Here is a 13,519-nt window from a genome sequence, read left to right as displayed (position 1 = left end):
CCGAGCGGGTGAAGGCGGGGATTCGCGACGCCGGCGGAATCGCCATCGAGTTCCCCACGCACCCGCTGCAGGAAACCGGCAAGCGCCCGACCGCCGGGCTCGATCGTAACCTGGCCTATCTCTCGCTGGTCGAGGTGCTTTACGGCTATCCGCTCGACGGCGTGGTGCTGACGATCGGCTGCGACAAGACCACGCCCGCCGCGCTGATGGCGGCGGCGACCGTCAACATCCCGGCGATCGCGCTATCGGTCGGGCCAATGCTCAACGGGTGGTTCAAGGGCCAGCGCACCGGATCGGGCACGATCGTGTGGCGCGCGCGCGAGATGCTCGCCGCCGGCGAGATCGACTATCAGGGGTTCATCAAGCTCGTCGCCAGTTCGGCGCCGTCGACCGGCTATTGCAACACGATGGGCACCGCGACAACGATGAACTCGCTGACCGAGGCGCTGGGCATGTCGCTGCCCGGATCGGCGGCGATCCCGGCGCCCTACCGCGACCGGCAGGAAGTCGCCTGGGAAAGCGGCCGGCGTATCGTCGAGATGGTCGACGCCGATCGCAAGCCTTCGGACATCATGACCCGCGCGGCGTTCCTCAACGCGATTCGCGTCAACTCCGCGATCGGCGGGTCGACCAATGCGCCGATCCACCTGAATGCGATCGCGCGCCATATCGGTGTCGAGCTCGACCTCGACGACTGGGAATCCCACGGCGCGGAGGTGCCGCTGCTCGTCAATCTGCAGCCGGCCGGCGAATATCTGGGCGAGGATTATTACCGCGCCGGCGGCGTGCCCGCGGTGATGGGCGAATTGTACCGCGCCGGGCTGCTCGACGGCACGGCGCTGACCGCCAACGGCCGCACCGTGGCCGAGAATGTCGCGAACGCAGTGATCGAGGACACCGATGTCATCCGCCCGTTCGATCGCCCGCTCAAGTCCGCCGCCGGGCTGACCGTCCTGTCGGGCAATTTGTTCGAAGGCGCGGTGATGAAGCTGTCGGTGATCTCCGACGCCTTCCGCGCCCGCTACCTCAGCGATCCTTCGCACCCGGACGCGTTCGTCGGCCGCGCCGTGGTGTTCGACGGGCCGGAGGATTACCATCACCGCATCGACGATCCCGCGCTAGGCATTGATGAAGACACCATCCTCGTCATTCGGGGCGCCGGGCCGGTCGGCTATCCGGGCGGGGCCGAGGTGGTGAACATGCGCCCGCCCGTCGCGCTGATCCGCGCCGGGATTCATGCCCTGCCCTGCATCGGCGACGGGCGGCAATCGGGCACCAGCGGCAGCCCGTCGATCCTGAACGCCAGTCCGGAAGCGGCGGTCGGCGGCGGGCTTGCGCTGCTGCGCACCGGCGACCGCATCCGGATCGACCTGAAGGCGCGCACCGCCGACATGCTGGTCGACGACGCCGAGCTGGAGGTGCGGCGCGGCTCGCTGGCGGAGATGGAGGCGGCGATCACCCCGCAATCGCAGACCCCGTGGCAGGAAATCCAGCGCAACCTGACCGGCCAGTTCGCGACAGGCGCGGTGCTGGAACCGGCGGTCAAGTATCAGCGCATCGCCCAGCAGCGCGGCCTGCCGCGCGACAGCCACTGATGACGGCCCCCCGCGTCATCGCGCGTGATCGCCGCGATACGCTGGGCGAGGGACCGCTATGGTCCGCGCGCGACCAGGCGGTCTATTGGGTCGACATTCTCGGCCGGCGGCTGAACCGCGTTCGCCTGTCCGACGAGCGCGTCGACAGCTGGGAAATGCCCGAGACCATCGGCTGGGTGATCGAGCGCGCGGCGGCGCCCGGCTTCATCGCCGGGCTTGGCCGGCGGTTCGTCGCGCTGTCGCTCGACCCGCTGTCGATCACGCCGCTGGCGGCGCCGGAGGACGATCGCGAGGGCAACCGGTTCAACGATGCCGCCGCCGATGCCACCGGGCGCATCTGGGCAGGATCGATGCCGCTGACATGCGACCGCCCGACCGGCGCCTTCTACCGGTTCGATACCGACGGCGTGGCGGCGCGGGTCGACGACGACTACACCATCGCCAACGGGCCGGCGATCGCGCCGGGAGGCGACTGGATGTGCCACACCGACACCGCGCTCGGCACTATCTATCGCTACCGCATCGCCAGTGACGGCACCCTGACCGATCGATCCACGTTCATCGTGTTCGAGGACGGCTGGGGATCACCGGACGGGATGACGTTCGACGCCGATGGCGGCCTGTGGGTGGCCTGCTGGGGCGGATCGTGCGTGCGGCGGTTCGCCCCCGACGGCACATTCGACCGCTTGATCACCCTGCCGGCCAGCCAGATCACCAGTTGCACCTTTGCCGGCGCCGACCTGGACCGGATGTTCGTGACGTCCGCCGCCGACGGGGTCGACGAACCGGCTGGCGGCGCGCTGTTCGAGGTCGACCCCGGTTGCCGGGGCCTGCCTACCCAAAATTATCGTGGATAGGCCGCCGCACGGCCTGCAAAAATGGGAGAGTCCGAAATGCGTAGTGTGATCATTGCCGCCCTGCTGACCACCGCGCTCGCGTCGCCGGCGTTGGCGGCGGAGGCGAAACGCTCGACCTTCGGCAAGCTCGCCGACGGCCGCGCGGTCGATGCCGTCACGCTGACGAACGGCAAGGGAATCTCGACCACGATCATCGCGCTGGGTGCGTCGATCCAGTCGCTCACCATGCCCGACAAGGCCGGAAAGCGCGACGACGTCCAGATCGGTTACGATACGATCGACGGCTATCTGGCCAAGCCCGAATTCTTCGGCGCCACGGTCGGCCGGGTCGCCAATCGCATCGCCAAGGGCCGTTTCTCGCTGGACGGCAAGAGCTACACCACCCCGGTCAACAACGGGGTCAACTCGCTCCACGGCGGCACCAAGGGTTTCGACAAGGTGTTGTGGGAAGTGATCGACGTGAAGAGCGGACCGACCGCCTCGGTCACGCTACGCTATGTCAGCCCGGACGGCGACATGGGCTATCCCGGTACGCTGACCACCACCGCGACCTATGCGCTGGACGAACAGAACCAGCTGACGATCGAATATCGCGCGACCACCGACAAGGCGACCTTCGTCAACATCTCCAACCATGCCTATTGGAACCTGGCGGGCGTCGGCAGCCCGCGCGGCGCGATGGGGCATGTCGTCACCATCCCGGCCGACCGCTACACGCCCACCGACGAGACATCGATCCCGCTGGGAGAGCACAAGCCGGTCGCCGGCACGGTGTTCGATTTCCGCACCCCGCGCGCGATTGGCGATCGCGTGCGCGACGCGCGTGACGAGCAGATCGCCTATGGCCGCGGTTACGATCACAATTGGGTGATCGGCAGCGCGGTGACGCCGACCCAGCACCTGATGGCGCGCGTTGTCGAGCCGGTGTCCGGACGCGGATATGAGCTGTGGTCGAACCAGCCGGGGCTGCAATTCTATTCGGGCAATTTCTTCGACGGGACGATCATCGGCAAGAAGGGCCAGATCTATCGCATGGGCGACGCCATCGTGATGGAGCCACAACTGTTTCCCGATGCGCCGAACCAGCCCGGCTTCCCGTCGGTAAAGCTGCTGCCGGGCCAGACCTATCGCAACACGATGACCTACAAGCTCTTCGTTCAGAAGCGCTGATCAAAGGGAGGATGCCATGAAGCTTTTCCTTGCAACGCTGACGGCGGCCGCGGCGCTCGCCGCCGGCGCCGCCGACGCGCGGCCGCGCTGGACGGAGGCGCAGGCCAGGACATGGTACGACCGCCAACCATGGCTGGTCGGATCGAACTACGCGCCGGCGACCGCGATCAACCAGCTCGAGATGTGGCAGGCGGAGACCTGGGATCCCAGGCGGATCGATTACGAGCTGGGGCTGGCACAGGGCATCGGCATGAACACGATGCGCGTGTTCCTGCACGACCAATTGTGGCAGCAGGATCCGGAAGGGTTCAAGCGGCGCATCGGCGAGTTCCTGACGATCGCGCAGCGCCACGGCATCAAGCCGCTGTTCGTGCTGTTCGACAGCTGCTGGGATCCCGATCCCAAGCTGGGGCCGCAGCATCCGCCGATCCCCGGCGTCCACAACAGCGGATGGGTGCAGGGACCGGGCCTGCCGGGGCTGCGCGACAAGAGCCGCTATCCCGGCTACAAGGCGTATGTGCAGGGGGTGATCGGCGCGTTCGCCAACGATGATCGCGTGCTCGGCTGGGATTTGTGGAACGAGCCAGACAACGGCGCCGACCAGTACAAGGGGCAGGAGGGCAAGGAGCCGCTGGTGCGTGCGCTGCTCGCGCAGACGTTTGAATGGGCACGCGCCGTCGACCCGTCCCAGCCGCTGACCTCGGGCGTGTGGTGGCACGACGACTGGACGCCGACCGGCGGCAAGCTCACCGCGATGGAAAAGCTCCAGCTCGGCGAATCCGACGTCATCACCTTCCACGACTATAGCTGGCCGGAGACATTCGAGGCGCGCATCAGGCAGTTGCTGCCGTACAACCGCCCGATCATCTGCACCGAATATATGGCGCGAGGCAACGGATCGACCTTTGACGGGTCGCTGCCGATCGCGAAGCGTTACAACGTCGGCATGATGAACTGGGGCTTCGTCGACGGAAAGACGCAGACGCGCCTGCCGTGGGATAGCTGGCAGAAACCCTATGTCACCAGCGAACCGACGATCTGGTTCCATGAGGTGTTCCGCAACGACGGCACCCCCTATCGCGTCGCAGAGACCGATCTGATCCGACGCCTGGCGACGTCACCCAAGGGCGTGGTGCCCGAGGTCACGCGCGCGGAGTCGCCCGCGCCGAGGCGTGGCAACCGCCGCTAGGGTTTGGGGGCGGGTGCACGAGCGCCCGCCCGCACCGGGACCGGGAAGATCGGGGTACCGTCGTCGGCCCACCGCATCGGCTCAACGCGCGGCGACCGTGTCGCCTTACATCCCGCACCAGCGCCATCGTTGGCGTGATAGATGATCCACGGCTCGCGCCCGCCACGTGCGGTGAAGAACGCGTTATGGCCGGGGGCGTAGACATTGTTGCCCGGCGCCTTTGCCAGCACCGGCAGGGGCGCCTTGGTCCACGCCGCGGCGTCCATCGGATCATCGCCCGGCCGCAGCCGAAGCAGGCCCAGCGCATAATCGTCGGACCAGCAAGCACTGGCTGAATAGGCGAGGAACAGGTCTCCCTTTGGACCTTGCAGGAATGCCGGCCCCTCCAGAATCTGGCGCCCGCCCTGCCGCTCCCATACCTTGTCGGGACGCGCGATCGTCACTTCGGGCGCGGCGAGCGTCCACGGATTGGCGAGGGGCGCGATCGCGAGCACGCTGTCCGGCCCGTCATAGGCGGAATAGACGAACCAGCGGCGGCCCCGCGCCTCGAAAACCGTCCCGTCGATGCCGGTGAGCCGGGTGTCGACTCGCCCGCGATCGACCCACTGGCCGGCCAGCGGATCCGGCCCTTCATTTTCCAGCACGAATACGCCGCGATGATCGTCGTCGTCATGCCCGCTGGCGGCGGCGGTGTAATAGATGAACCATTTGCCGTCGATGCGATGAAGCTCGGGCGCCCAGATCGAGATCGCGTTCGGCCCGGTTGCCGGCGGGCGCCACACCTCCACCTCTTGCGCTTCCGCCAGCCGTCCCAGATCGCGCGTCCGACGGATCGTCAGCCGGTCGCCGCGCGTCGCCATGAAATAGAACCAGCCGCCGTCGGTGACGACATAGGGGTCGGGGCCGGACGGTAGCAGCGGATTGACCAGCGTCGCCTGATCGCGCGCGTCCGCCGGCGCGACGACCAGCGCCAGCGCCAGCGCGGCGGCAAGCCGCAACATCACGCCGCGCCGTCCCGCCATGCGGCGACGAACCGACGCGCGGCGGCGCCAACCTCTTCCGCCTGCATCCCCGGCATGTAGAGCGCGGAGCCAAGCCCGAACCCGCCGGCGCCGACGGCGCGCCACGGCGCCATGCCTTCAGGTGTGATCCCGCCGACCGCCAGCACCGGTACCGCCTTGGGAAGCACCGCGCGCTGCGCCTTGAGCACCGCCGGCGAGGCCGCCTCCGCCGGGAACAACTTGAGCGCGCTGGCGCCCGCACCGATCGCGGCGAACGCTTCCGACGGGGTAAAGAATCCGGGCAGCGACGCCATGCCCGCGGCCACTGACGCGGCGATCACCGCGGTATCGGCATTGGGCGAGATCACCATGCAGCCGCCCGCATCGCCCACCCGCGCAACATCTTTCGTGGACAGCACCGTGCCCGCGCCGATCAGCGCATCGCCGCCGCCAAACCGCCGCGCCAGCCGAGCGATGCTGTCGAACGGATCGGGCGAGTTGAGCGGTACCTCGATCAGCGTGAACCCGGCCGTGACCAGCGCGTCGCCGATCGCCTCGACCTCATCGGGGCGCACCCCGCGCAGGATCGCGACCAGCGGCAGCGTGGCGAAGGCGGTGGCGAAATCGGTCACGATGCAAGCTCCCATATGCGAGTGACCCCGACGACGAACGCGGCGTGGCTGTCGACCGCGATCGCGGTCGCGCCAATCTGCGCGATAGCCGCCGCATAGAGTGTGCCCAACGCCGCATCGGCGAGCACGTGGACGACGTCGCCCGGCGCGACCTGCGCCAGCACGTCGCCGCCGATCAGCAGTCCGCTGACATAGGAGGCAGCATCGGCATCGTCGCGCAGCCCGAGCAGGCTCGCCGGCCGCACGCCGAACAAGGCGGCAAGCAGATCGCCCTCCCCCGCCCGCGCCACGCCCGCGGCGAACGCCTTGCCGGCGGAGACCGGCGCGCCCATTGCAGCACCGATCAGCGCGTGATCGCGGAGCAGCGCAAACATCTCCCCGGTCATCGCGGTCGCGAAATCTTCCAGCACCCCGCCCGCGACGCGCGCCCATTTGCAATGCGTGCCGGGCTGGCAGAGCAGCGCGTCGGCCGGGGCCAGCCCCGCCGTGACAGCGCCGAGCAGCTGGACCTCCTCGCCCCGCATCACGTCGGCGCGGCCGTCGCGCACGGTGCTCACGCCCGGGACGATCCACACCCCCTCGTCCGCTCCTGCCAACGATGCGGCGAGGCTGTCGAGCGTGGCGGGACAGGGCACATAGCCCGCGTCGATCCAGCCGCGGTTCGACCCGACCATGCCCGCCAGCAGCATCGGCCCACCACCGAAGCGCGCTCGCAGCGCGGCGACCTCGGCTACGAAATCGCCGGCCGGAACCGCGGCGATTCCCATCGCGTCACGCTCGGTCCGCGCCACCACGCCGTCCTCGATCAGATAGGCCCGCCGGTTGGTCGTACCCCAGTCGACGGCGATGAAGCGCCGGCTCACCGGAGCACCGCCACGATATCCAATGTCGCCAGTCGCATGAGCGTCCCCGCCTCGACACGGCGCGGTCGGCCGTTCACAGCGCGACTATTATCTGATAAGTCGCACTTGTCGAGGGGATAACACGGTCACGTCTGGCCTTTTATATGATGATAACCTTGTTCGTCCCGGCAGCTTCTGCGACTGTCCGGCGGATGGGTAGAGGGCGTAAGATGACGGATACAGGAATGGCCGATGGCGGCAGATAGTCGGCTGGGGCCGGACGACCTGGGACGCAACCTGACCTGGGGGCTGCAGGAAGTGCTCGGCCGCGCGATCGTCATCGGCGATTATCGCGACAAACCGTTCCCGACCGAGGCGGACATCGTCAAGCAACATGGCGTCAGCCGTTCGGTGACGCGTGAAGCGGTGAAGATGCTCGCCGCCAAGGGGTTGCTGGGCGCACGGCCGAAGCAGGGGACGTTCGTCCGGCCCGAGGACGGGTGGAACCTGTTCGATACCGACGTACTGCGCTGGCTGCTGGAACGGCGCCGCTCGCTGACGCTGCTGCGGCACTTCAACGAATTGCGGATCGCGGTCGAACCGCAGGCGGCGGCGCTGGCCGCGGTCGCGGCGGACGAAGAGCAGCGCGCGGCGATCACCGCCGGCCTCTACCGGATGCGTACCGCCGAGGACGGCCTCGACGACGGGCTAGACGCCGACATCGCGTTTCACGTCGCCATCCTGCGCGCGTCGAACAACCCGTTCTTCGTCCAGTTCCGCAGCGTCGTCGGCACCGCGCTGCGCACCTCGATCCGGTTCACCAACCGGCTGACCGGGCGTTCGGCCAGCATCGCCGACCACGCCGCGGTGCACGACGCGATCCTGGCGCGCGACGTCGAAGCGTCCCGTGCAGCGATGACCGTCCTGATCAGCAAGGTGCTTGAGGTGATCCAGCAGGTGCCGATCCAGGACAGCGAAGCCTGATCGCGGCGCTCACAGATCGACGGCGAGGTCGCAGACCGTCGGAATCTTCGCCGGTTCGGGCGTAGCGCCGGACGCGTCGAACCGCATCCGCCGGGGCCACCCGCTCCATCCGCCGCCCGGCGCGCCGGTCTTGATGAACGCCGCCCAATAATCCTGCAGGTGGACGCCGCCGGCGCGGTCCTCCCCGAACACATAGCTCAGCTCACGCGCGTGGGAGGTCATGCCCCCGCCCGGCGCATCGTCGAACACATAGCGATAGACCGGCGCCCCCTTCCCCGCCCACAGCCGCGCCAACCGGTCGGCTGGGCAGACGAAGGTGGCGTCGGTCGAAATCCGCTCGTCGATCGTCCCGCCGCGCGGTGCCGGGGCTGGATCGACACCGCCGCCGATCCGGTAGGCGGCGCGGGCCGCATCAGCCTTCGCGCCGTAGTGGCCGGCGATGAAGCCGTCGCGGAACGGGCGACCGCCCGGTATGTCGAGTTCGCGGACGTTGGTGCCGATCAGCAAAGGCTTGCCCGGCGCGGCGGCGAGCAGCGCGGCTGGCGATTCGGGAAGGACCACCCCGTCGATGGTGGTGCGCAGCCACAGATAATCGTCGTGAACGATATCGGCGTCGTGCAACCTGCCGTCCGCCGCGACCAGCGCCGCCGGAGAGGCGTCGCGCGGATCGAGTCCGTCGAGCGCCGCGACCAGTTGATCGCCCAGTCGAAAGGCCTGCTCGACCGGTCGATAGGCCATGCCGAACGCGGGGGTGCCGCTCTGCATGATCGCCTGCCGGAACAGGTCGCGCGCCGCCGGGGCCGCGAGCAATAGACCGACATCCTGCGCTCCGGCGCTTTCGCCGCCGATCGTCACCTTGGCGGGATCACCGCCAAAGCGGGCGATGTTGGCCCGGACCCAGCGCAGCGCCGCGATCTGGTCCATCAGCCCGTAGTTGCCGCCGGTCCCCTGCGGCGACCGTGGCGCCAGAAATCCCAGCGTGCCCAGTCGATAGCGCACCGCGACGACCACCACCCCCTGCCCGACCAGCGACGACATCACCGTGTCGCCCGGCCCGCCGGCGTGATTGCTGCCGCCGTGAATCCAGACCAGCACGGCACGGCTGCCCGTCAGCGACGGGGTGGCGATGTCGAGCGTCAGGCAATCCTCGCTGGCGAACAGATAGTCGGCGCGGTTCCAGCCATAGTCGGCCTGGATGCACGCCGGCGCGCGATCGATCGCGCGGCGCACGCCCGACCAGCGCAGCGGCTGCGGCGGCTGCCAGCGCAGCGGGCCGACCGGCGGCGCGGCAAAGGCGACGCCGCGAAAGATCAGGCGATCGGCGGCGCGACTGCCGTCGATCGTGCCGCCGGTGGTGACGACACGCGGCGCGACCGTGGTCTGCGCCGCCCCCGGCGCGACCAGCAATCCGGCCAGCGCCCAGACCAAACCGATGTACCGCATCGCCATCCTCCCGCCGCTTCGGCCGCCGCCCTGTTCGGCACGAACCTAGCGCAGGAAATTATATGATCAATCGGTCATACTTCAGGGCGCCGGCGCGGATCGTGGATGTGAAGACCCGATGCGCCGTTCAGCGCGACGCAGCGCTCGCGCTGTCCTTGGACCTTGTCGAAGACCTCGATGACTGCATCGCCTTCGCCCCTCGGATCGCGCCCGGATCGTGCGATCAGCCCAGCGGACCGTTCGCCGCCGGCGGATCAAACAGCGGCACGCCGTCGGGGTTGTAGCGGACCGGTTGCACGCGCGTGTGGCGGTTGGGATCGAACAGCGGATCGCCCTCGATCTTCTCATAATCGCGGGCGTGGAACACCAGCATGTCGCGGCCGTGTTCGTCGACGGTGAAGCTGTTGTGGCCGGGGCCATAGATATGGTGCGCGGGCGAACTGCTCATCACCGGCACCGGCGATTTTGTCCACGCCGCCGGATCCATCACGTCGGCATCGTCGCGCGCGGTCAACAGGCCCATGCAGTAGCGGGCGTCGGTGGCACTGGCGGAATAGGTCAGGAACAGCCGGCCGTTGCGCGCCAGCAGCGCTGGCGCCTCATTGACCTTGAACCCGCGAATCTCCCACGGCAGCTCGGGGATCGACAGCCGGGCCGGCGCGGCGGCGAGGGTCAGCGGGGTCGCCAGCGGCGCGAGGTAGAGGTTCGAGTTGGTCTCGATCCCCGGCTCGCGCTGCGCCCAGGCGAGATAGCGCGTGCCGCGATGGACGAAGCTGGTCGAATCGAGATTGAAGCTGTCCCACGGCGTCTCAAGCTGGCCGAGCACCGACCAGCCGCCGGTCATCGGATCGGCGCCGTCGCACACGACCGCATAAGTGCGGATGCGGAACACGTCCTCGCCGCCGCCGCTGGGACCGGCGGCGAAATAGATGATCCAGCGCCCGTCGATCAGGTGAAGCTCCGGCGCCCAGATGAAGCCCGACATCGGCCCCGCCGCCAGATGGCGCCACAGCGTCTTTTCGGTGGCGGTCGACAGCCCGGCCAGCGTGCGCGACCGGCGCAGCACCAACCGGTCGTATTCGGGGACCGATCCGGTCAGATAGTACCAGCCGTCGCTGTGACGAAACACCTGCGCGTCGGCCCGCTGCCGGACCAGCGGATTGACGATGCGCGGCGGCGTCGCGCGGCGAGCAAGCGCGGGGGCGGCTCCGGCGACGCTGGCACCGGCGACGAACAGGCGGCGAGACATTCTCATCAACGCGCTTCCTCCGTTATTGGACCTGAGCGATTGGCCAGCCGTCGGCGTCCCAGCGCAGCGGTGCGATCCGCAGCGTCGGCGCGCCGCCGTGTTCGCGATCGTAGGCGTGGTAGACGACATAGTCGTTGCCGTCGGCGTCGCGGAAATGGCCGGGGTGGCCCGGGCCGCGAAACCGTTGCTTTTCCTGGAGATCGGCGCGCAGCAGGATCGTGCCGCCGCCGGCCAGCATCGAACTGCCGTCCTTGCCCAGATACGGCCCGGTCACCGTCTTGGAACGTGCGATCACGGTGTAATAAGTGCTGTTCACGCCCTTGCAGCAATAGTCGTAGGAGGCGAGCAGCCAGTAATAGCCGCCATGGGCGAAGATATAGGGCGCCTCGACGATCGAGGGTGCGCCGGCCGGCACCGGCCGCGCCGCGAGCGCGATCGGCTTTTCGTCCGCGCGCAGCAGCTTGCCGGTGCGCGGATCAAGCGCGAACAGCTTGAGACCGGTCCAGAAGCTGCCCAGCGCCAGCCAGTGCCGCCCCTGCCCGTCGGCGACGAAGGCTGGATCGATCGCGTTGAAATCGTCGGTGGGCGTCGACATCACCACGAGCCCCTCGTCCCGCCAGCCGTAACCGGGCGCGGCCGGATCGAGCGTCGCGGTGGTGGCAAGGCCGATAGCCGAACGGTTCGAGCCAAAGGTCGAGACCGAATAATAGAGCCGGTATCGGCCATCGACGAAGCTGATGTCGGGCGCCCACATGTTGGTCGCGCCGGGAATCGCCGCGGTCGCCCATCCCGGCAGCCGATCGAACGGCGCCGCGCCCTTTTCCCAGTGAATTCTGTCGCGCGACACCCGCGCCGATATGAAGCGTTGGTCGCCTTCGCCGATCCCGGTGGAAAACAGGTGATAAATGTCGCCCTCGCGGATGACGACGGGATCGTGGACCGGCGCGAGATCGCCGCCGAGCCGGTCGTTGATCGCCACCGGCACCTGCGGGGTGGCGATGGCCGGGGGGGAAGCGACGACAGCGATACATATCGCCAGCATTGCCGATTTCCATCGGATCATCATGCCGGTCCCTCCATCACGACAGGTCGAGCATCACTACCGACTTCGCCGGCAGCGTGACCGTGATCGTTTCCCCCTGCAATCGCGCGCCGTCGAACGCCGCCGGCGCCACCGCTTCGGACGCACCGGGGGTATTGAACGCGTTCATCGTGGCGGCGGTCAGCACGCGCCCGCTCACCGCCTGCGCGCGCACGCCCTTCAGCGCCACCGTCAGCGTGATCGGCCGGTTGGGATCGGCATTGGCGAGCGCGACGTGCGCGATGCCGGCCTTGTCCCGCACCGCCGAGGCGCTGATCGCGGGCATCACCCACTTGTCCTTGTTGTACCACGGCGACGCGATCTCGACCGGCAGCACCGTCGCGTCGATGTACGGCTTGTACATCTCAAACACGTGATAGGTCGGCGTCAGCGTCATCTTGTCGCCATCGGTCAGGACCATCGCCTGCAGTACGTTGACCATCTGCGCGATCGCGCTCATCCGCACACGATCGGCGTGCTTGGCAAAGATGTTGAGGTGGATCGCCGCGACCAACGCGTCGCGCAGCGTGTTCTGCTGGCGCAGAAAGCCCGGATTGGTGCCGGGATCGCCCGCGTACCAGGTGCCCCATTCGTCGACGGCCAGAAACAACCGCTTTTGCGGATCATATTTGTCCATGATCGCGCTGTGCTTCGCCACCAGCTCGTCCATGTGCCACGCGCCGGCCAGCGTCTCGGCCCAGCCGGCTTCGTCGAAATCGGTTGCCGACGCGCGCGGCGGCCAGCCGCCGGGGATGGTGTAATAGTGCAGCGACAGCGCATCGACCTGACCGCCGGCGACGCGCATCATCGTTTCGGTCCAGTTATAGTCATCGACATTGGCGCCCGCCGCGATCTTCAGGATGCGGGTGTTGGCCGGCGCCTTGATGAAGGTGGCATAGCGGCGCGTCAGGTCGGCGGCGTATTCGGCGCGCATGTTGCCGCCGCAGCCCCACAATTCGTTGCCGACGCCGAAATAGGGCACCGCCCACGGCGCCTTGCGCCCGTTACGCGCGCGCTCGTCCGCCAGCGATCCGGCCGGCGCCGTCATATATTCCACCCATTCCGCCATTTCCTGCGGCGTGCCGTTGCCGACGTTGCCGGCGACATAGGGCTCGGCGCCGATCTGTTCGGTCAGGTCCATGAATTCGTGGGTGCCGACGGTGTTGGGTTCGGTGACGCCGCCCCAGTGAGTGTTGATCTTGACCGGCCGCCTGGCGCGCGCGCCGATCCCTTCGCGCCAGTGATATTCGTCGGCGAAACAGCCGCCCGGCCAGCGGATCACCGGCACCGCCAGACGCCGCAGCGCGGCGACGACGTCGTTGCGGAAGCCACGGGTGTTGGGAATTTTCGAATCGGGGCCGACCCACAGCCCACCGTAGATACCGGTGCCGAGATGCTCGGCGAACTGGGTGAAGATGCGCTTGTCATAGGTCGCACCGGGAGTATCGCCCCGCACCGTGGCGGCGGCCGCAGCCT

The 13,519-nt window shown here is 68.2% G+C and carries 11 protein-coding genes and 1 pseudogene; 5 read left to right on the top strand and 7 right to left on the bottom strand.

Annotated features, from left to right (window positions below; translation table 11 throughout):
- The 4 genes from VNR91_RS02780 to VNR91_RS02765 all read left to right on the top strand — a co-directional run.
- Positions 1-1,595, top strand: a 1,595-nt coding sequence (locus VNR91_RS02780; RefSeq protein WP_325489265.1) for an IlvD/Edd family dehydratase, incomplete at its 5' end; no start/stop codon positions are given.
- Positions 1,595-2,452, top strand: coding sequence for an SMP-30/gluconolactonase/LRE family protein (locus tag VNR91_RS02775; RefSeq protein WP_325489264.1), 858 nt, complete (start codon positions 1,595-1,597; stop codon positions 2,450-2,452). The genes VNR91_RS02780 and VNR91_RS02775, both read left to right, overlap by 1 nt.
- Before the next feature lie 36 nt (positions 2,453-2,488).
- Positions 2,489-3,622: an aldose epimerase family protein gene (locus VNR91_RS02770; RefSeq protein WP_325489263.1), complete on the top strand. Its 1,134-nt coding sequence runs from the start codon at positions 2,489-2,491 to the stop codon at positions 3,620-3,622.
- A 16-nt stretch (positions 3,623-3,638) separates the two neighbouring features.
- On the top strand, positions 3,639-4,811 hold the full coding sequence (locus VNR91_RS02765) for a 1,4-beta-xylanase (RefSeq protein WP_325489262.1): 1,173 nt from the start codon (positions 3,639-3,641) through the stop codon (positions 4,809-4,811).
- On the opposite strand, the gene VNR91_RS02760 is transcribed toward VNR91_RS02765, so the two are convergent.
- The 3 genes from VNR91_RS02760 to VNR91_RS02750 are packed head-to-tail and all read right to left on the bottom strand — an operon-like array spanning position 4,808 to position 7,307.
- Positions 4,808-5,812, bottom strand: a complete 1,005-nt coding sequence (locus tag VNR91_RS02760) for a glycoside hydrolase family 43 protein (RefSeq protein WP_325489261.1) — start codon at positions 5,810-5,812, stop codon at positions 4,808-4,810. The genes VNR91_RS02765 and VNR91_RS02760 overlap by 4 nt on opposite strands.
- The gene (locus VNR91_RS02755; protein ID WP_325489260.1) at positions 5,812-6,459 is read right to left on the bottom strand and encodes a 2-dehydro-3-deoxy-6-phosphogalactonate aldolase; all 648 of its coding nucleotides are present in this window, start codon (positions 6,457-6,459) and stop codon (positions 5,812-5,814) included. The genes VNR91_RS02760 and VNR91_RS02755 overlap by 1 nt, the downstream gene beginning before the upstream one ends.
- Positions 6,441-7,307: a 2-dehydro-3-deoxygalactonokinase gene (locus tag VNR91_RS02750; protein WP_325489259.1), complete on the bottom strand. Its 867-nt coding sequence runs from the start codon at positions 7,305-7,307 to the stop codon at positions 6,441-6,443. The genes VNR91_RS02755 and VNR91_RS02750 overlap by 19 nt, the downstream gene beginning before the upstream one ends.
- A 231-nt stretch (positions 7,308-7,538) precedes the next feature.
- On the opposite strand from VNR91_RS02750, the gene VNR91_RS02745 reads away from it, so the two are divergent.
- On the top strand, positions 7,539-8,270 hold the full coding sequence (locus tag VNR91_RS02745; RefSeq protein ID WP_325489258.1) for a FadR/GntR family transcriptional regulator: 732 nt from the start codon (positions 7,539-7,541) through the stop codon (positions 8,268-8,270).
- Between the two features lie 9 nt (positions 8,271-8,279).
- Here the strand turns inward: VNR91_RS02745 and VNR91_RS02740 are convergent, their stop codons facing one another.
- The 4 genes and pseudogenes from VNR91_RS02740 to VNR91_RS02725 all read right to left on the bottom strand — a co-directional run.
- On the bottom strand, positions 8,280-9,713 hold the full coding sequence (locus VNR91_RS02740; protein WP_325489257.1) for a carboxylesterase family protein: 1,434 nt from the start codon (positions 9,711-9,713) through the stop codon (positions 8,280-8,282).
- A gap of 229 nt (positions 9,714-9,942) precedes the next feature.
- A pseudogene (locus tag VNR91_RS02735) lies at positions 9,943-10,968 on the bottom strand (family 43 glycosylhydrolase); the annotation flags it as partial.
- 16 nt (positions 10,969-10,984) lie between these two features.
- A complete protein-coding gene (locus tag VNR91_RS02730; protein ID WP_325489256.1) occupies positions 10,985-12,004 on the bottom strand; it encodes an arabinan endo-1,5-alpha-L-arabinosidase in 1,020 nt (339 codons plus the stop codon).
- Positions 12,005-12,041: 37 nt separating this feature from the next.
- Positions 12,042-13,519: alpha-N-arabinofuranosidase (locus tag VNR91_RS02725; protein ID WP_325489255.1), on the bottom strand; the 1,478-nt coding region annotated here is incomplete at its 5' end.

Origin of the sequence: Sphingomonas sp. (assembly GCF_035555815.1) — a bacterium.
Classification (GTDB): Bacteria; Pseudomonadota; Alphaproteobacteria; order Sphingomonadales; family Sphingomonadaceae; genus Sphingomonas.
This window is presented reverse-complemented; position numbering and strand designations above follow the sequence as displayed.

Coding starts and splice junctions, on each gene's coding strand:
- VNR91_RS02775 (WP_325489264.1), top strand. CDS start 1,595: ATGACGGCCCCCCGCGTCATCGCGCGTGATCGCCGCGATACGCTGGGC.
- VNR91_RS02765 (WP_325489262.1), top strand. CDS start 3,639: ATGAAGCTTTTCCTTGCAACGCTGACGGCGGCCGCGGCGCTCGCCGCC.
- VNR91_RS02755 (WP_325489260.1), bottom strand. CDS start 6,459: ATGGGAGCTTGCATCGTGACCGATTTCGCCACCGCCTTCGCCACGCTG.
- VNR91_RS02730 (WP_325489256.1), bottom strand. CDS start 12,004: ATGCTGGCGATATGTATCGCTGTCGTCGCTTCCCCCCCGGCCATCGCC.
- VNR91_RS02745 (WP_325489258.1), top strand. CDS start 7,539: ATGGCGGCAGATAGTCGGCTGGGGCCGGACGACCTGGGACGCAACCTG.
- VNR91_RS02760 (WP_325489261.1), bottom strand. CDS start 5,812: ATGTTGCGGCTTGCCGCCGCGCTGGCGCTGGCGCTGGTCGTCGCGCCG.
- VNR91_RS02770 (WP_325489263.1), top strand. CDS start 2,489: ATGCGTAGTGTGATCATTGCCGCCCTGCTGACCACCGCGCTCGCGTCG.
- VNR91_RS02740 (WP_325489257.1), bottom strand. CDS start 9,713: ATGCGGTACATCGGTTTGGTCTGGGCGCTGGCCGGATTGCTGGTCGCG.